The sequence below is a fragment of the Pseudoxanthomonas sp. SGT-18 genome, from assembly GCF_003931645.1.
Classification (GTDB): domain Bacteria; phylum Pseudomonadota; class Gammaproteobacteria; order Xanthomonadales; family Xanthomonadaceae; genus Pseudoxanthomonas.
The window spans coordinates 531,758-548,333 of the sequence record NZ_RRYJ01000001.1; the positions used below are offsets into that span (position 1 = coordinate 531,758).

At 68.7% G+C, this 16,576-nt stretch carries 14 protein-coding genes; 10 read left to right on the plus strand and 4 right to left on the minus strand.

Annotated elements, in window-relative coordinates:
* Positions 1 to 165: 165 nt before the first annotated feature.
* Both ftsZ and lpxC read left to right on the plus strand, forming a co-directional pair.
* Complete coding sequence (ftsZ, locus tag EIM47_RS02390) at positions 166 to 1,410, plus strand: cell division protein FtsZ (protein ID WP_019398558.1); 1,245 nt, start codon at positions 166 to 168, stop codon at positions 1,408 to 1,410.
* Positions 1,411 to 1,683: 273 nt separating this feature from the next.
* On the plus strand, positions 1,684 to 2,595 hold the full coding sequence (lpxC, locus tag EIM47_RS02395; RefSeq protein ID WP_019398557.1) for a UDP-3-O-acyl-N-acetylglucosamine deacetylase: 912 nt from the start codon (positions 1,684 to 1,686) through the stop codon (positions 2,593 to 2,595).
* Positions 2,596 to 2,904: 309 nt separating this feature from the next.
* On the opposite strand, the gene EIM47_RS02400 is transcribed toward lpxC, so the two are convergent.
* Positions 2,905 to 3,351 carry a DUF721 domain-containing protein gene (locus EIM47_RS02400; protein WP_125075984.1) on the minus strand — a complete coding sequence of 149 codons (447 nt, stop codon included), beginning with the start codon at positions 3,349 to 3,351 and terminating at the stop codon, positions 2,905 to 2,907.
* 9 nt (positions 3,352 to 3,360) lie between these two features.
* Here EIM47_RS02400 and EIM47_RS02405 point away from each other — a divergent pair, with 9 nt between their 5' ends.
* The 3 genes from EIM47_RS02405 (at position 3,361) to EIM47_RS02415 (ending at position 8,394) form a co-directional block, all read left to right on the plus strand.
* On the plus strand, positions 3,361 to 4,305 hold the full coding sequence (locus tag EIM47_RS02405; RefSeq protein ID WP_125075985.1) for a M23 family metallopeptidase: 945 nt from the start codon (positions 3,361 to 3,363) through the stop codon (positions 4,303 to 4,305).
* Positions 4,306 to 4,507: 202 nt separating this feature from the next.
* The gene (gene secA, locus EIM47_RS02410) at positions 4,508 to 7,234 is read left to right on the plus strand and encodes a preprotein translocase subunit SecA (protein ID WP_125075988.1); all 2,727 of its coding nucleotides are present in this window, start codon (positions 4,508 to 4,510) and stop codon (positions 7,232 to 7,234) included.
* A 200-nt stretch (positions 7,235 to 7,434) separates the two neighbouring features.
* Positions 7,435 to 8,394, plus strand: coding sequence for a Nudix family hydrolase (locus EIM47_RS02415; protein WP_125075990.1), 960 nt, complete (start codon positions 7,435 to 7,437; stop codon positions 8,392 to 8,394).
* Here EIM47_RS02415 and coaE read toward each other — a convergent pair.
* From coaE to EIM47_RS02430, 3 genes are read right to left on the minus strand one after another with little or no spacing between them, the layout of a single operon-like run.
* Positions 8,384 to 9,031 carry a dephospho-CoA kinase gene (gene coaE / locus EIM47_RS02420; RefSeq protein ID WP_028915939.1) on the minus strand — a complete coding sequence of 216 codons (648 nt, stop codon included), beginning with the start codon at positions 9,029 to 9,031 and terminating at the stop codon, positions 8,384 to 8,386. The genes EIM47_RS02415 and coaE overlap by 11 nt on opposite strands.
* A 58-nt stretch (positions 9,032 to 9,089) precedes the next feature.
* Positions 9,090 to 9,953 (minus strand): A24 family peptidase, encoded by an 864-nt coding sequence (locus EIM47_RS02425; RefSeq protein ID WP_028915938.1) that lies wholly within the window; start codon positions 9,951 to 9,953, stop codon positions 9,090 to 9,092.
* Between the two features lie 12 nt (positions 9,954 to 9,965).
* Positions 9,966 to 11,222 carry a type II secretion system F family protein gene (locus EIM47_RS02430; RefSeq protein ID WP_125075991.1) on the minus strand — a complete coding sequence of 419 codons (1,257 nt, stop codon included), beginning with the start codon at positions 11,220 to 11,222 and terminating at the stop codon, positions 9,966 to 9,968.
* A 436-nt stretch (positions 11,223 to 11,658) separates the two neighbouring features.
* Between EIM47_RS02430 and EIM47_RS02435 the strand changes: the two genes are divergently transcribed.
* From EIM47_RS02435 to ybgC, 5 genes are all read left to right on the plus strand, one after another.
* On the plus strand, positions 11,659 to 12,108 hold the full coding sequence (locus EIM47_RS02435) for a pilin (RefSeq protein WP_125075993.1): 450 nt from the start codon (positions 11,659 to 11,661) through the stop codon (positions 12,106 to 12,108).
* Positions 12,109 to 12,176: 68 nt separating this feature from the next.
* Positions 12,177 to 12,590, plus strand: a complete 414-nt coding sequence (locus tag EIM47_RS02440) for a pilin (RefSeq protein WP_125075995.1) — start codon at positions 12,177 to 12,179, stop codon at positions 12,588 to 12,590.
* 665 nt (positions 12,591 to 13,255) lie between these two features.
* Positions 13,256 to 14,983: a type IV-A pilus assembly ATPase PilB gene (gene pilB, locus EIM47_RS02450; RefSeq protein WP_125075997.1), complete on the plus strand. Its 1,728-nt coding sequence runs from the start codon at positions 13,256 to 13,258 to the stop codon at positions 14,981 to 14,983.
* Positions 14,984 to 15,324: 341 nt separating this feature from the next.
* Positions 15,325 to 15,801, plus strand: coding sequence for a transposase (locus tag EIM47_RS02455; RefSeq protein WP_125075999.1), 477 nt, complete (start codon positions 15,325 to 15,327; stop codon positions 15,799 to 15,801).
* Between the two features lie 314 nt (positions 15,802 to 16,115).
* Complete coding sequence (ybgC, locus tag EIM47_RS02460) at positions 16,116 to 16,526, plus strand: tol-pal system-associated acyl-CoA thioesterase (protein WP_125076001.1); 411 nt, start codon at positions 16,116 to 16,118, stop codon at positions 16,524 to 16,526.
* The last annotated feature ends 50 nt before the right edge of the window (positions 16,527 to 16,576 follow it).

Here is a 16,576-nt window from a genome sequence, read left to right on the forward strand (position 1 = left end):
AGGGAAGGCAGAAGGTAACTGGCAGTAACGGGCGTGGCGGCTCGGTGGATGCGGATCGACCACGCGGACAAGAAAACCAAGAAGAACGCCGGAGAAGGCGAGGGTGGATTCATCGAACCACGAATCCCGAATCACCAATCACGGCTCCACTAGAGGACAACGGACATGGCATGCTTTGAACTGATCGAGAAGATGGCTCCAAACGCGGTGATCAAGGTCATCGGCGTCGGCGGCGGCGGCGGCAACGCGGTCGCGCACATGGTCAACAGCAGCGTCGACGGCGTTGAATTCATCATCGCCAACACCGACTCGCAGGCGATCAAGAACTGCGGCGCCAAGCTGCAGCTGCAGCTCGGCAGCAACGTCACCAAGGGTCTGGGCGCGGGCGCCAACCCGGAGGTCGGCCGCCAGGCCGCGCTGGAGGACCGCGAGCAGATCATCGCCGCGCTGGAAGGCGCGGACATGGTGTTCATCACCGCCGGCATGGGCGGCGGCACCGGCACCGGCGCCGCGCCGGTGGTGGCGCAGCTGGCCAAGGAGATGGGCATCCTGACCGTGGCCGTGGTCACCAAGCCGTTCCCGTTCGAAGGCCGCCGCCGCATGCAGGTGGCGCTCAAGGGCATCGAGGAACTGAGCCAGCACTGCGACTCGCTGATCACCATCCCCAACGAGAAGCTGATCACCGTGCTCGGCCGCAACGCCACCATGGTGCAGGCCTTCCGCGCCGCCAACGACGTGCTGCAGGGCGCGGTGCAGGGCATCGCCGACCTGATCGTGCGCCCGGGCCTGATCAACGTCGACTTCGCCGACGTGCGCACCGTGATGTCCGAGATGGGCCTGGCGATGATGGGCACCGGCTCGGCCCGCGGCGACGACCGCGCCCAGGCCGCCGCCGAGGCCGCCATCCAGAACCCGCTGCTGGACGACGTCAACCTGGCTGGCGCCAACGGCATCCTGGTCAACATCACCGCCGGCCCGGACTTCACCATGGCCGAGTTCGACGAGATCGGCCGCTCCATCGAGGCCTTCGCCTCCGAGGACGCGACCGTCGTGGTCGGCACCGTGCTGGATCCGGACATGCAGGACGAGGTCCGCGTGACCGTGGTCGCCACCGGCCTGAACCGCGCCGCCGCCCGCCAGCCGGTGCGCGAGCGCGAATTCGGCGGCCGCGACCTGGGCATGCGCCAGGAAGCGCCGCGCCCGATGCGCGTGGTCCGCGACGGCACCACCGGCCTGCCGATCGACGACGGCTTCAACGCCGACCCGGTCGCCAACGCGGTCAACGTGCTGGGCCTGCGCCGTTCCGGCAGCGCCGCCGGTGCCGCCGCCCCGGCCAGCACCCCGGCCGCCGCCGAGCTGCCCAGCGACTACCTGGACATCCCGGCGTTCCTGCGCCGCCAGGCCGACTGAGCAATACCCCCGAAGGCGGAACGCCATGTCCGCCGCCGGGGCTTGCCCCGGTGCCACCTACGTGGTGGCATCGCCGGGGCGCCGTGTGTCCTCACTGCTGCCGGGCCGCAAGGCCCGGCAGGTTTTGCGGCCGCGGCGCCGGGGATACCGGAAGCCGCTGAAAAACCGCGCCGATGCGGGTTCCCCGCGGCCCCGCTGGGCCGGGGTTCATGCGGTCGCATGCTATTCTCGTCGCGCCAAGCGACCACCACCCGAAGTCGCAGTTCCCATTCCATGACCCGGCAGCGCACCCTCAAGAACACGATCCGCGCCACAGGCGTCGGCCTGCACAGCGGCAACAAGGTCTACATGACCCTGCGCCCGGCGCCGGTCGACCATGGCATCGTGTTCCGCCGCACCGACCTGGACCCGGTGGTCGAGGTGCCCGCGGCCGCCAGCCTGGTCACCGAGACCACGCTGTGCACCGGCCTGACCTGCGGCGAGGCCAAGATCCAGACCGTCGAGCACCTGATGTCGGCGGCCGCCGGCCTGGGCGTGGACAACATGATCGTGGAGCTGTCCTCGGCCGAGCTGCCGATCATGGACGGCTCCTCCGGCCCGTTCGTGTTCCTGCTGCAGTCCGCCGGGATCGAGGAACAGGACGCACCCAAGCGCTTCATCCGCATCCTCAAGGAAGTGGAAGTGCGCGACGGCGACAAGGTGGCCCGGTTCTCGCCCTACGACGGGTTCCGGCTGGACTTCACCATCCAGTTCGACCACCCGATGATCCCGGCCAAGCAGTCGCACCATGTGCTTGAGTTCTCCACCGCGGCCTACATCCGCGAGATCTCCCGCGCGCGCACCTTCGGCTTCATGCGCGACCTTGAATACATGCGCGACCTCAACCTGGGCCTGGGCGGCTCGATGGACAACGCCATCGTGCTGGACGAGTTCCGGGTGCTGAACGAGGACGGGCTGCGCTACGCCGACGAGTTCGTCCGCCACAAGATCCTCGACGCGATTGGCGACCTGTACCTGGTCGGCGGCCCGGTGCTGGGCGCCTACGAGGGATACAAGTCCGGCCACGCGCTCAACAACAAGCTGGCCCGCGCCCTGCTCGCCGACGCCAGCGCCTGGGAAAAGGTCAGCTTCGAGGAAGCCGGGGCACAGGCCCCGCTGGCCTACGGCACCGCCGCCCTGGCCTGAGCCGCCGCCCGCCGCGTCGCGGGCTGCCGCCATTCCCGCCGGAACCCTTGCCGCGCAAGCCATTGTGCGGTTGGCGCGTGCCCGTGGGCGTCGCAGGCCGCCCGGCGCGACTCCTTGCACCATCCTGGTGCAATCTTCATGCAAGTGGCCGAAGCGTGAACCCGGACGGGGCTGGCCCCGGCTGATAACGACTTCTTAACGAAGTGCTAACGACGTGAGCGGAATGTGAGGCTAGGATGCCCCGACCCTCTGGTTGGTTGCGTTACCAACGCGGCCATCCGGCGGGGACGGTTCCGGGGAGGATGGGGATCAACCCTTGGAGCCGTCGGGATCTCCCGGAAGGGGATCCCGCAAGGATGCCAATGCGTCGCTCACGGCTTTCAGGGCGGTCGCTGAAACCAAGGGGGACGTTGCGGGCGCCGCTGGCGCATGCAATGGCACGGTGGTCGTTTTGAGGATGACTGCAGTGGGGTTCAGCCCGATGGACCGGGCCGCATCGAGGAGCTGGGCTTCTGCCAGGCGCAGCCGCGCCCGCCAGACCGGCGAATCGGTGACAAAAACGAGCTGTTCGCCGGAGACGTTGGCCAGCCTGCAGTGGGCTGCCGCACCGGGGGGCAGCAGGGGACGCAACTGCTGGTCCAGCGCGTCGAGCCACAGGGCACGACGCAGGGGGGCGCCAGTTTCGCCCGCCAGCGCGGCTTCGGCCGCGGGAAGCGGAATGGTGGCCCTGCGGGCGTTGGGCTTCAAATCAGGCATACCTAAAGCATGAGCTACAAACTGATCGTAAGGAACCCGCTTTCGGGCCATAAGGCCGGGTTGTGGGGCCGTATCCAGGCTTGGGGCGTGCAGCGCCCGGCCCTGATGTCCGGCATCCTTCTGGCGGTGGGCGGCCTGGCCGGGTTTGGAGCCGGTGCCGGGGTCGGCCTCGCCAATGCCTCCCATACCGATTCGGAACTGGCGCGCCAGCAGCAGGAGCTGGAACAGATCCGCCGCCAGTCCCAGCAGGAAATCAATGCCCTGGCCGCGCGCCTGGGCGAGCTGCAGGCCCAGGCCAACCGCCTCAACGCCCTCGGCGAGCGCCTGACCGAGGCCGGCCAGCTGGAGGACGGCGAGTTCGACTTCCAGGGCACGCCTGGCCAGGGTGGCGCGGAAATCGCGCGCGACATGCCGAAGGAAGAACTGCTGCAGGGGCTGGACGAGGTCGAGCGCCAGTTTGCCGCCTCCGGGCGTCAGCTCTCGGTGATGGAATCGCTGCTGTTCGACCTGCAGCTGGAATCCAACGCCGTGCCCTCGCGCTCGCCGGTGCGGCGCAGCTACATCACCTCCAGCTTCGGCCGGCGCGCCGACCCGTTCGGCCGCGGCGGCCAGTTCCACAAGGGCATCGACTTCAACGCCAACGTCGGCGACCCGGTCATGGCCGTGGCCGACGGCGTGGTCAGCTTCGCCGCCACCCGCAACGGCTACGGCAAGACCGTGGAGATCGACCACGGCAACGGCTACGTCACCCGCTACGCGCACAACTCGCGGCTGGTGGTGAAGGCCGGCGACCTGGTGCGCGCCGGGCAGGAAGTGGCCAAGGCCGGTTCCACCGGCCGCTCGACCGGCGCCCACGTGCACTTCGAGGTGTGGGAAAACGGCCGGGTGGTCAACCCGCGCAAGTTCCTGGGCGACAACAACCGCGCCCCGGTGGCGCGCCGCAGCCGCGGCTGACCCGGGCCCGCGCCCGCAAGGCCCGCCCCCAGGGGGCGGGCCTTTTCGTTTGCGCCGCCGGCGCCACCGGCCGACGAACGGGCGCTTGAGTTCGGCCAACTGCGTCCCAAGCTACAATGAACAATTGCCGCCGGCCGGGGCACCGCTCCGGCGCCACGGCGCCCCCGGCGCCCGCGGCGTTCATTCCCAATTGGCCTTTTCGATGATCAACAAACTGCTCACCCGTGTCTTCGGCAGCCGTAACGAACGGCTCCTGCGCCAGCTGGACCGTATCGTCGCCAGGATCAACGCCCTGGAGCCGGAGATGCAGAAGCTCTCCGACGATCAGCTGAAGGCCAAGACCCCGGAGTTCCAGCAGCGCATCGCCAACGGCGAGCCGCTGGACAAGATCCTGCCGGAGGCGTTCGCCGTCTGCCGCGAGGCCAGCTCCCGCGTGCTGGGCATGCGCCACTACGACGTGCAGATGATCGGCGGCATGGTCCTGCACATGGGCAAGATCGCCGAGATGCGCACCGGCGAGGGCAAGACCCTGGTGGCGACCCTGCCGGTCTACCTCAACGCCCTGGAAGGCAAGGGCGTGCACGTGGTCACCGTCAACGACTACCTGGCCCGCCGCGACGCGGCCTGGATGGGCCGCCTGTACAACTGGCTGGGCCTGTCGGTCGGCGTGGTCTACCCGGGCATGCCGCATTCGGACAAGAAGGCCGCCTACGCCGCCGACATCACCTACGGCACCAACAACGAGTTCGGCTTCGACTACCTGCGCGACAACATGGCGTTGTCGAAGCAGGACCGCTTCCAGCGCGGCCTCCACTACGCCATCGTCGACGAGGTCGACTCGATCCTGATCGACGAGGCGCGCACCCCGCTGATCATCTCCGGCCCGGCCGACGAATCACCGGAGCTGTACATCCGGGTCAACCGCATCGTCCCCCAGCTGAAGCGCCAGGAGACCGAGGACGCCGAGGGCGACTACTGGGTCGACGAGAAGGGCAAGCAGGTGCACCTGTCCGAGGCGGGCATGGAGCACGCCGAGGAGCTGCTGCGCCGCGCCGGGATCATCTCCGAAGGCGACAGCCTGTACGGCGCCAACAACCTCTCCGTGGTCCACCACCTCAACGCCGCCCTGCGCGCGCACGCGCTGTTCCAGCGCGACGTGGACTACATCGTGCGCGATGGCGAGGTGGTGATCGTGGACGAATTCACCGGCCGCACCCTGGCCGGGCGCCGCTGGTCCGACGGCCTGCACCAGGCGGTCGAGGCCAAGGAAGGGGTGCCGGTCCAGCGCGAGAACCAGACGCTGGCCAGCATCACCTTCCAGAACCTGTTCCGCATGTACAACAAGCTGTCCGGCATGACCGGCACGGCGGACACCGAGGCCTACGAGTTCCAGAGCATCTACGGCCTGGAGGTGGTGGTGATCCCGACCCACCGCCCGGTGCAGCGCGTCGACCACCCGGACCAGGTGTTCCTCAACCGCCAGGGCAAGTTCCGCGCGGTGCTGGCCGACATCCAGGACTGCCACAAGCGCGGCCAGCCGGTGCTGGTCGGCACCACCTCGATCGAGACCTCCGAGATGCTCTCGGAGTACCTGCGCAAGGCCGGCGTCCCGCACGAGGTGCTCAACGCCAAGCAGCACGAGCGCGAGGCGCAGATCGTGGCCCACGCCGGCCGCCCCGGCGCGGTGACCATCGCCACCAACATGGCCGGCCGCGGCACCGACATCGTGCTCGGCGGCTCGCTGGAAGCCGAACTGGCGGCGCTGGGCGAGGACGCGTCCGAGGAAGAGAAGGAGAAGGTCCGCACCGACTGGCGCAAGCGCCACGAGCAGGTCAAGGCCGCCGGCGGCCTGCACATCATCGGCACCGAGCGGCACGAGAGCCGCCGCATCGACAACCAGCTGCGCGGCCGCTCCGGCCGCCAGGGCGACCCGGGTTCGTCCCGCTTCTACCTGTCGCTGGAAGACAACCTCATGCGCATCTTCGCCTCCGACTGGGTGCAGAAGGCGATGCGCATGATGGGCATGAAGGAAGACGACGTCATCGAGGACCGCCTGGTCACCCGCCAGATCGAGAAGGCGCAGCGCAAGGTCGAGGCCCACAACTTCGACATCCGCAAGAACCTGCTGGACTTCGACGACGTCAACAACGACCAGCGCAAGGTCATCTACGCCCAGCGCGACGAGCTGCTGGAGGCCGACTCGGTCAAGGAGAACATCGACGGCATCCTCGGCGACGTGGTCAACGAGCTGGTGACCCGCTTCGTGCCGCCGGAGTCGGTGGACGAGCAGTGGGACCTGCCCGGCCTGGAGGCCGCGCTGGAGGGCGAACTGGGCCTGCGCATGGACCTGCAGGGCCTGGCCAGGTCCAGCGAGGAGCTGGACGCGGAAGGCGTCGAGCGCCACGTGCAACAGGCGGTGGCCGCCCTGTTCGAGGAAAAGGAACGCCAGCTGGGCAGCGAGACCATGCGCGCGCTGGAGAAGCACATCATGCTGACCGTGCTCGACCAGGGCTGGAAGGAGCACCTGGCGCGCATGGACTACCTGCGCCAGGGCATCCACCTGCGCGGCTACGCGCAGAAGCAGCCCAAGCAGGAGTACAAGCGCGAGGCCTTCGAGCTGTTCTCGGAGATGCTGGACAACGTCAAGCGCCAGGTGATCAGCCTGCTGGCGCGGGTGCGGATCCGCAGCGAGGAGGAGGTCGCCGCGCTGGAGGCCCAGGAACGCGCCCAGGCCGAGGCCGCGCTGCGCCAGGCCCAGTTCCAGCACGCCCGGGAGGAAGGCTACGGCACCGAGGACGAGGTCGCGGCGCTCGCCGGCGCCCAGGCCGGCGGCACCGTCGTGCGCGAGGAGCCGAAGGTCGGCCGCAACGATCCCTGCCCCTGCGGCAGCGGCAAGAAGTACAAGCACTGCCACGGCCAGCTGGGCTGAGCCCGGGCAGGCATCCCGGCCTCCGCGCCGGAACCCGGACGCCCCCGCAAGGGGGCGTTCGCGTTTCCGGACCGGGTGGCGCCAGGCGGCCACGGCCCCGGGCCCGGAGTGCCGGAACTGTTACCGGCGCCACGCGTTTGCCCTCCGCCGGCGGCGGCGTGCGATATCGGAGCCCGCCCCGTCCCGGTTAAGCTTCGGCCATGGAAGCACCGTTGCGATCGATCCACGTCGTGGCCGGCGTCATCACCGACGTCCGCGGCCGCATCCTGCTCACCCAGCGCGGCAAGGACAGCGACCTGGCCGGACTGTGGGAATTCCCCGGCGGCAAGCGCGAGCCCGGCGAGACTTCGCAGGAAGCCCTGGCGCGCGAACTGGTCGAGGAACTTGGGATCGAGGTCGAGGTGGGCGAGCGCCTGATCGAGGTGCCGCAGCAGTACCCGAGCAAGCACCTGCGCCTGGAGGTGTTCCGGATCGCGCGCTGGAAAGGTTCCCCGCGCGGCAGGGAAGGGCAGGCGATGACCTGGGTCGAGCCGGAACGGCTGCCGCGCTACTCCATGCCCTCGGCCGACGTGCCGGTGGTCGGCGTGCTGCGCCAGCCGGAGCTTTACTTGGTCACGCCCGCCCCGGGCGGCGACCTGCCGGCGTGGCTGGCGGCGCTGGACGCGGCGCTGGAATCGGGGATCACCCGGGTCCAGCTGCGCGCCCCCGGCCTGGAACCGGCGGCCTGGCGCGAGCTGGCCAGCGCGGCCCTGGAGCGTTGCCGGCGCAGCGGCGCCGAGCTGCTGCTCAACCGCGACGTGGCCCTGGCCCGGGAGCTGGGCACCGGCGTGCACCTGGGCAGCGAGCAGCTGGGGCTGCTGGGCGAGCGGCCGCTGCCGGCGGGGCAGGCGGTGGGCGCGTCCTGCCATACGCAGGAAGAACTGAGGGCGGCCCAGGCGCTGGGCTGCGATTTCGCCGTGCTTGGCCCGGTGCGCGCCACCGCCACCCATCCGGATGCCTCGCCGATCGGCTGGGAGGGATTCGCCGGACTGCGCCAGCACGTGGGCCTGCCGATCTACGCGATCGGCGGCCTGGGGCCGGACGACGTCGAGGCGGCGCGGCGCCAGGGCGCGCAGGGAATCGCGGCGATCCGCGCGCTGTGGGAGCCGGTTACGGCCTGAGCGGGTCGGCGTTGCCGTCGGGGGAGGCTGCCCCGGCCAGGGCGCTGTAGCGGGCGTGCAGCTCGGCCACCATCGCGTCCAGGTGCGAGGGCTCGCCGTCGTTGACCACCAGGTCGTCGGCCAGCGCCAGCCGTTCCTGGCGTGAGGCCTGGGCGGCGATCATCCGCCCGGCCAGGGCTTCGTCCACGCCGTCGCGGCGCATGAGGCGGGCGTGCTGGACGGCTTCCGGGGCGTCCACCACCAGGATCCGGTCCAGCCAGGGATAGCCAACGCGGCCGCCGGCTTCGGCCAGCAGCGGGATCGCGGCAATGGCATAGGGGCTCGGGGCCCGGCGGCACTGGGTTTCCAAAGCCGCGCGGATGGCGGGGTGGGTGATGGCTTCCAGCGTCCGCCGCGCGGCCGGGTCGGCGAAGATCCGCTCGCGCAGCTGGCGCCGGTCCAGGCGCCCATCGGGCTGCAGCACGCCAGGCCCGAACTCGCGCACGATTGCCGCCAGGGCCGGCTGCCCCGGTTCCACCACCTCGCGCGCGACCACGTCGGCATCGGCCACGTGCACGCCCAGCGCCTCGAAGCGCCGGGTCAGCTCGCTCTTGCCGGAAGCCACGCCCCCGGTCAGGCCGATGATCAGGTTGCTCATGTGGAAGTGCGTGGCGGGTGGTGCGAGGGCGGCCGCCGCGGGAGGCGGCCGGCGCCGGTCAGCCGAGCCCGGCCAGGCGCATGTAGGCGCCCATCATCGCATCGCCCCAGAAGAAATAGATCCAGCCAGCGATGGCCAGGTAGGGGCCGAACGGGATCGGGGTGGCGCGGTCGCGGCCCTTCCAGGCCAGCCAGATGCTGCCGACGATGGCGCCCACCACCGAGGAGAGCAGGATGATCGGCAGGATGCCCTTCAGGCCGCACCAGGCGCCCAGCGCCGCCAGCAGCTTGAAGTCGCCGTGGCCCATGCCTTCCTTGCCGGTGAGCTGCTTGAACAGCCACCACACGCTCCACAGCGACACGTAGCCGGCGATCGCGCCCAGCAGGGCGGGCTTGGCCGGCATGTAGAGGTTGTCCAGGCTGGCGATCAGGCCCAGCCACATCAGCGGCAGGGTCAGCTGGTCCGGCAGCAGGCGGGTGCGCAGGTCGATGCCTGACAGCGCGACCAGGAACCAGGTCAGCAGCATCGCGCCGAAGCCCTGCCAGCCGAAGCCGAAGCGCCAGGCGCACAGCACGGTCAGCACGCCGGTGAGCAGTTCCACCAGCGGGTACTGCAGCGAGATGCGCTGGCCGCTGTAGCGGGAGCGGCCGCGCAGCAGCAGGTAGCTCAGGACCGGGATGTTCTCCCACCACTTGAGGCGGTCGCCGGTGACCGGGTCGTGGGAAGGTTCCACCACCACCCCGGGCGGGGGCGGGTCATAGATCTCCGGCTGGCCGAGGATCTCGCGGGCGTCGCGCTTCCACTCCCACTCCAGCCGGCGTGGCAGGCGCAGGATGACCACGTTGAGGAAGCTGCCGACCGCCAGCCCCACGCCGGCAACGAGCGGATAACCCAGCAGGGGCTGTTGGTCCAGGAACGCCATGGAGTGTCTTGGTCAGATGGTGGAAGCGAGCTTGAAGATGGGCAGGTACATGCCGACGACCATGCCGCCCACCAGGACGCCCAGCACCACCATGATCATCGGTTCGATCAGGCTGGCCAACGCGTCGACGGCGTTGTTGACCTCCTGCTCATAATACTCCGCCACCTTGAAGAGCATGGTGTCCAGGGCGCCGGCCTCCTCGCCGATGGCCGCCATCTGCACCACCATGTGCGGGAACAGGTTGGTCTGCTTCATGGCCAGGTTGACCGGGTAGCCCACCGCCACGTCGTCGCGGATGCGTAGGATGGCTTTCTCGTAGACCGAGCTGCCGGTAGCGCCGGCGACCGAGTCCAGGGCCTCCACCAGCGGCACGCCGGCCTTGAAGGTCACCGCCGTGGTGCGGGCGAAGCGGGCGATGGCGCTGTTGTTCACGATTTCGCCGATCACCGGGATCTTCAGCACCACCCGGTCCAGGAAGTGCTGGAAGCTGGTCGAGCGCTTGTAGGCGTAGATGAAAGCGCCAATAGCACCTACGGCCGCGATCAGCACGGCCCACCAGTAGGCGACCATGAAGCGCGAGGCATTGACGATCAGCTGGGTGAAGGCCGGCAGGTCGGCGCCGAAGCCCTTGAAGGTCTCCTCGAACTGCGGGACCACGAACACCAGCAGGATGGCGCTGACGATGAGGGCCACGGCGATGGTCATCGCCGGGTAGAACATCGCCTTCTTGATCTTGCCCTTCAGGGCCTCGATGTTCTCCTTGTAGTTGGCGATGGTGTCGAGCACCGTCTCCAGCACGCCGGCGCCTTCGCCGGCCCGGACCAGGTTGCGGTACAGCTCGTCGAACTGCACCGGGTGCTTGCTGATCGCCTCGTGCAGCGAGGAGCCGCCCTCGATATCGGCACGGATGCCACCGACCATGTTCTTCATCCGCGGGTTCTTCTGGCCGCCGCCGATGATCTCCAGCGCGGTGACGATGGGCACGCCGGATTTCATCATGGTCGCCATCTGGCGGCTGAAGAAGGCGATGTCCTTGGGGGTGATGGCCTTGCCGGCCGAGCCGAACAGCGGCTTGGACTTGGGCTTGACCACGGTGGGCGTGATGCCCTGCCGGCGCAGCTCGGCGCGGAGCATGTTGGCGTTACGGGCCGACTGCTCGCCCTTCATCTTGACGCCGCGCTTGTCGGTCCCCTCCCAGACGAACTGCGCGAGCTCGCTGGTCGAGCGAGCCGCCGGCGCGGACTTGACGGCAGAACGGGTTGCGGACATGTGCTTGTTCTCCCCAGCCGGCATCCCCATGCCGGCACGAACCGGCATGGTAGCGGGTATTGGGGCGGCAGGCACCCGCCGCCGGGCTGACCTGGGCGGCCTCCTGGAGGAACCCGTGCCACCCCCTCGCCGATGGTCTCCGGGCCGGATAGCCGCTGATCGAGGGGGTGGGGCGTCTGCACCGTACCTTCAGGTGACGCGAAACGTCACTTTTTGCCAAATGCGCCATGGAGCAGGTTTGTGGTGCGGATCACGCATTGGGGACGGCCAGGGCTCGGTGTTGCCGCGCAAGATTGGTAAGATGCCGCCGCGGGCGTCGCGTGGGGGAGTTGGCACGTAACCTGCGTGGGGACAGATACGTGGTCGTCGATCACGGGCTCGCTTGAAGGGCACGGGAGGTTCCGCGCCCGCCAACAACCGTTCTAGGGGAATCAACATGAAGAAGCAGCAGGGCTTTACCCTGATCGAACTGATGATCGTCGTGGCGATCATCGCCATCCTGGCCGCCATCGCGCTGCCGGCCTACCAGAACTACGTCGCCAAGTCGCAGGTCACCGCTGGCCTGGCCGACATCCGCGGTGGTGTGACCGCTTACGAAGAGCTCATCCAGTCTGGTACCAAGACTGGCACGCCTGATCTGGATGACCTTGGTCTGGCTTCGAGCACTGCGCGGTGTGCCATCACTGCAGGTGGCAACATCGAAGATAAGGAGGGGGGCCAGAGCATCGCGTGTAAACTGAAGGGCAACCCCAAGGTCGTTGACGAGACGATCAAGCTGGTTCGCACCGAGGAGGGGGCTTGGGACTGCGTCATTGACGGGGAGCTGGACGAGAAGTTCTGGCCGGCCGGTTGCAAGGCTGCCCCGGAGTCGAACGAAAACGGCTAATTATCCATTAGAAGGGGGCGTCATCGCCCCCTTCTTTGGGGGCTTCGCAATGTGGCATGGAGGGGGACATGCGCGGGCATCGAGGATTCACTCTGATCGAGCTGATGATCGTCGTGGCGATCATCGCCATCCTGGCCGCCATCGCGTTACCCGCTTACCAGAATTATGTCGCCAAGAGCCAGTTGACGGCTGGTCTGTCCGAAATTCGAGGGGGGCTAAATGCTTTCGAGGCGCATGTGCTGGTCGAAAGCGTGGAAACCTTCGATCTTGCCGATATCGGTCTGCCTGACAGCACCGCGCGCTGTGACCTCTCCATGGAATCGGGCGCCACGGGATTCATCCGCTGCAGGCTCAAGGGCAATCCCAAGGTGGCGGGCAAGACCATCGAGCTGGCGCGCGCCGAGGATGGGGAGTGGTCTTGCAAGGTTGACCCCGAAATCCCCGCACACCTTTACCCTGATGGGTGCACAACCGGCGACTAATCCGGTTAACTCCAGGCGCTCCTGCTTCTGGGAATCGCGGTATCGGTCCCTGCGATAGCTACGCGCTACCGGTCTGGCGCTTCTTGAACATTTGCAGGGGCGAACTTGTCTGCTCGCGCCGAGCGTAACTACAGCTCCCGCAGTCTGGTTCTTCAGAAGGCTTTCGACTCTTGACTGGCTTGGGGTCGGGCGCCTGAAGACCTCATCACACCACGTCTGAAGCTGCGAGCATTTCGCGGGCCATCTGGGCCGGCAATCTTCGATGTGACTATCGCAGCATGTCTTCAAGTCTGGCTGCTTGTCAGGCATTCGTGCGGAGACGGGCGCGTCTTCCGATAGTTTCTTGTTGGGGGCGGCTACGCCACTACCGCAGATGACACGTGTGGACGTCTTTCGGGCTCCGCGATCCACACGTCGTGGCTAAGCCTGCGGGAACAGCTCCCGGATGGCCGGAAGCGTGCGGCGCAGGCCCTCGGCCTCGTTCTTGGCCGGAAGGATGATGCTCAGGCTGTTCAAGCTGGTTTCCCCGGGATCCCCGGCGCTATCGTAATGCCTGTCGGGGAGGGACGGAACGCGCTGGGTCCGGTCGTCCGGCGGTGATCGCCGGCGGATCGGCCGGGGTTTTGCAGTACTCTTTCCATGGCCAAGGGGAAAGCCACCTCCATATGAATGCGATGTCCGCCAATCTTGTCGGAATCACGGGTATTGCCCGTCGCCTGGTCCAGGACGGAGCCATGGACGAGGCGGCCGCCCGCGCCGCCATGGCCCAGGCCGCCGAGGCCAAGGTGCCGCTGGCCCAGTTCATTGCCGAGAAGAGGTTGGTCACCCCGGCCCAGCTGGCGGCCGCCAACTCCATCGAGTTCGGCATCCCGCTGCTCGATACCTCCGCCTTCGACCCGTCGCAGAACGCGATGAAGCTGGTCAGCGAGGAGCTGGTGCAGAAGCACCACGTGCTGCCGCTGTTCAAGCGCGGCAGCAAGCTGTTCGTGGGCGTCAGCAACCCCACCCAGACCGGCGCGCTGGCCGAGATCCAGTTCCATACCAACCTGGCGGTCGAGCCGATCCTGGTCGACGAGGACCAGATCCGCCGCACCCTGGAGCAGTGGCAGAACGCCAGCGCCCAGCTGGACAGCGGCCTGGGCGAGGACGACGAGGGCCTGGAGAACCTCGAGGTCGGCGCGGGCGACGAGGACGGGATCGGCGAATCGGGCGTCGACGCCAAGGGCGACGACACGCCGGTGGTCAAGTTCGTCAACAAGGTCCTGGTTGACGCCATCCGCCGCGGCGCCTCGGACATCCACTTCGAGCCCTACGAAACCGACTACCGCGTGCGCCTGCGCATCGACGGCCTGCTCAAGACCGTGGCGCGGGCCCCGGTCAAGCTCAACCAGCGCATCGCCGCGCGCCTGAAGGTCATGGCGCAGCTGGACATCGCCGAGAAGCGCGTGCCGCAGGACGGCCGCATCAAGCTCAACCTGTCGAAGACCAAGCAGGTGGACTTCCGTGTCAGCACCCTGCCGACCCTGTTCGGCGAGAAGGTGGTGCTGCGTATCCTCGACGGCAGCGCGGCCAAGCTGGGCATCGACAAGCTCGGCTACGAGTCGGAGCAGCAGAAGCTGTTCCTGGACGCGATCCACAAGCCCTACGGCATGGTCCTGGTCACCGGCCCGACCGGCTCGGGCAAGACGGTGTCGCTGTACACCGCGCTGGGCATCCTCAACGACGAGACCCGCAACATCTCCACCGCCGAGGACCCGGTCGAAATCCGCCTGCCCGGCGTCAACCAGGTGCAGCAGAACAACAAGCGCGGCATGACCTTCGCCGCGGCCCTGCGCAGCTTCCTGCGCCAGGACCCGGACGTGATCATGGTCGGCGAGATCCGCGACCTGGAGACCGCCGAGATCGCGATCAAGGCCGCGCAGACCGGCCACATGGTGCTGTCGACCCTGCACACCAACGACGCGCCGCAGACCATCGCGCGCCTGATGAACATGGGCATCGCGCCCTACAACATCACCTCGTCGGTGACCCTGGTGATCGCCCAGCGCCTGGCGCGCCGGCTGTGCTCCAAGTGCAAGCGCCCGGTGGACCTGCCCGAGCACGCCCTGCTGGCCGAGGGCTTCACCCCGGAGGAGATCCGCGAGGGCTTCACCGTGTACGAGCCGGTGGGCTGCGAGGAGTGCACCGAGGGCTACAAGGGCCGCGTCGGCATCTACCAGGTGATGCCGATGAGCGAGGAGATCCAGGCCATCGTCCTGGCCGGCGGCAACGCCATGCAGATCGCCGAGGTGGCGCAGAAGGCCGGCGTGCGCGACCTGCGCCAGTCGGCCCTGCTCAAGGTCCGCCAGGGCATCACCAGCCTGGCCGAGATCAACCGCGTCACCAAGGACTGAGTACCCGACGCCCCGCCATCCGTGCGGGCCGGCCCGGGTTGTCGCCGTGGTGCGGCGGCGACCGTAGGCCGGTGGCCGGCGGCTGGCCGCGCCGGCTGCCTTGGTCGCGGCAGATCGCGCCCGGCCACCGGAGGCACCGCCCGGCTGCCGCGGCCACTGCGCGCGCAGCCGTACCGGTCCGGCCAGGCACCCTCGGATCGGCTGGCGCGGACATGCGTCGCCGGTCCGCGGCGCCGGCCGCCGCCGTGCCCTCATCCGAAAGTCGATGATCGGCGGATTCCTACTTGATGGCGCGGATTTTCCCGCTTTTTTCGGGCCTGTCGGCGCGCCAATCTCGGCGCATGGACATGCCAGTCGCCAATCCCGGCCCCGGCATCCTGGTGGAGGAGGGGTCCGACGTTCCGCTGCAAGGCGGTGTCTTCCACGTGTCCGTGGTGACCCGTGGCCGATACGCCTGCTTTGCCGACTTCCACGTGGCCTGGACGGCCGTGCGCGCCTTCCGCGACCCGGCGGCGCTGGGCGATGCCCGACTGCTGGCCTGGGTGCTGCTGCCGGACCGGGTGGCGTGGCTGGTCCAGGGCGGCGAGCAGATGCCGATGGAGAAGGCGGTCAGCCGGATGAAGTCCTGCAGCGCAGTGCAGGTCAACAAGACCCTGTTCCGTGCCGGGCCGCTGTGGGAACCGGGCTTCAAGGCGCGCGAGCTGGCGCCCGACGAGGACCCGCGGGCGGTGGCGCGGCGCCTGCTGGTGGCGCCGCTGCAGGCCGGGCTGGCCTCGGACCTGATGGATTACCCCTTCTGGGACTGTGTCTGGCTGTGAGGTCCCCGGCGGGACGGGCGGCGGATGGCTTTCCAGGGGAGGAAGGCGGCAGGCAGGCTGCCGGTGGGGGCGCCGGCAGCCTGCCCCCCTCCGTCCGTCCCGCCGCGGCTCCTGCCATGCCGGCGAGTGGGGCGCTGGGGCATGGCTCCGGCCGGGTTTGCCGGGCTGGGATTTGTGCTGGCGGCTGGCCGGGCAGGGCGGCGGGCTGATGGGCCCGTGGTGCGGATCGATGGCGATGCGCCAGTGACGCAGGGGCTGGCCGAAGGGGCGCGGAAGCGTCATGCTTTCGCGCTTGGACGCTGCCTCCCCTGCCGATGTTCAGCATTCCGATACGGGTTTACTGGGAAGATACCGACGCCGGTGGCGTGGTCTACCACGCCCGCTACGTGGCCTTCCTGGAGCGCGCGCGCAGCGACGCGTTGCGCGCCATGGGCCGTGGCCAGCACGCCCTGCAGGCGGCCGGACGGGTATTCGCGGTCCACTCGATGCGGCTGGACTTCCTGCGCCCGGCGCGGCTGGACGACCTGCTCGAGGTAACCGCGGAAGTGTCCCGGCTCGGCCGCGCCAGCGTGGTGTTCTCCCAGCGCATCCTGCGCGGGGAGGAGACCCTGCTGGAGGCCGAGGTCAAGGTGGCGTCCCTGCGCGCGGCCGATTTCCGGCCCTGCCCGATGGACCCGGCGCTGTACGAGGAACTCCGGACGCTGCAGGCCGGTCCGATGCGCTGACCGTATCGCCCGCGGCGGGGCCATCGCCCCGCTGGCATTGCACCAAGACG

Coding starts and splice junctions, on each gene's coding strand:
- EIM47_RS02415 (WP_125075990.1), top strand. CDS start 7,435: ATGGAAGCACCGTTGCGATCGATCCACGTCGTGGCCGGCGTCATCACC.
- EIM47_RS02405 (WP_125075985.1), top strand. CDS start 3,361: ATGAGCTACAAACTGATCGTAAGGAACCCGCTTTCGGGCCATAAGGCC.
- EIM47_RS02455 (WP_125075999.1), top strand. CDS start 15,325: ATGGACATGCCAGTCGCCAATCCCGGCCCCGGCATCCTGGTGGAGGAG.
- ybgC (WP_125076001.1), top strand. CDS start 16,116: ATGTTCAGCATTCCGATACGGGTTTACTGGGAAGATACCGACGCCGGT.
- pilB (WP_125075997.1), top strand. CDS start 13,256: ATGAATGCGATGTCCGCCAATCTTGTCGGAATCACGGGTATTGCCCGT.
- ftsZ (WP_019398558.1), top strand. CDS start 166: ATGGCATGCTTTGAACTGATCGAGAAGATGGCTCCAAACGCGGTGATC.
- secA (WP_125075988.1), top strand. CDS start 4,508: ATGATCAACAAACTGCTCACCCGTGTCTTCGGCAGCCGTAACGAACGG.
- EIM47_RS02440 (WP_125075995.1), top strand. CDS start 12,177: ATGCGCGGGCATCGAGGATTCACTCTGATCGAGCTGATGATCGTCGTG.
- lpxC (WP_019398557.1), top strand. CDS start 1,684: ATGACCCGGCAGCGCACCCTCAAGAACACGATCCGCGCCACAGGCGTC.
- EIM47_RS02425 (WP_028915938.1), bottom strand. CDS start 9,953: ATGGCGTTCCTGGACCAACAGCCCCTGCTGGGTTATCCGCTCGTTGCC.
- EIM47_RS02430 (WP_125075991.1), bottom strand. CDS start 11,222: ATGTCCGCAACCCGTTCTGCCGTCAAGTCCGCGCCGGCGGCTCGCTCG.
- coaE (WP_028915939.1), bottom strand. CDS start 9,031: ATGAGCAACCTGATCATCGGCCTGACCGGGGGCGTGGCTTCCGGCAAG.
- EIM47_RS02400 (WP_125075984.1), bottom strand. CDS start 3,351: ATGCCTGATTTGAAGCCCAACGCCCGCAGGGCCACCATTCCGCTTCCC.
- EIM47_RS02435 (WP_125075993.1), top strand. CDS start 11,659: ATGAAGAAGCAGCAGGGCTTTACCCTGATCGAACTGATGATCGTCGTG.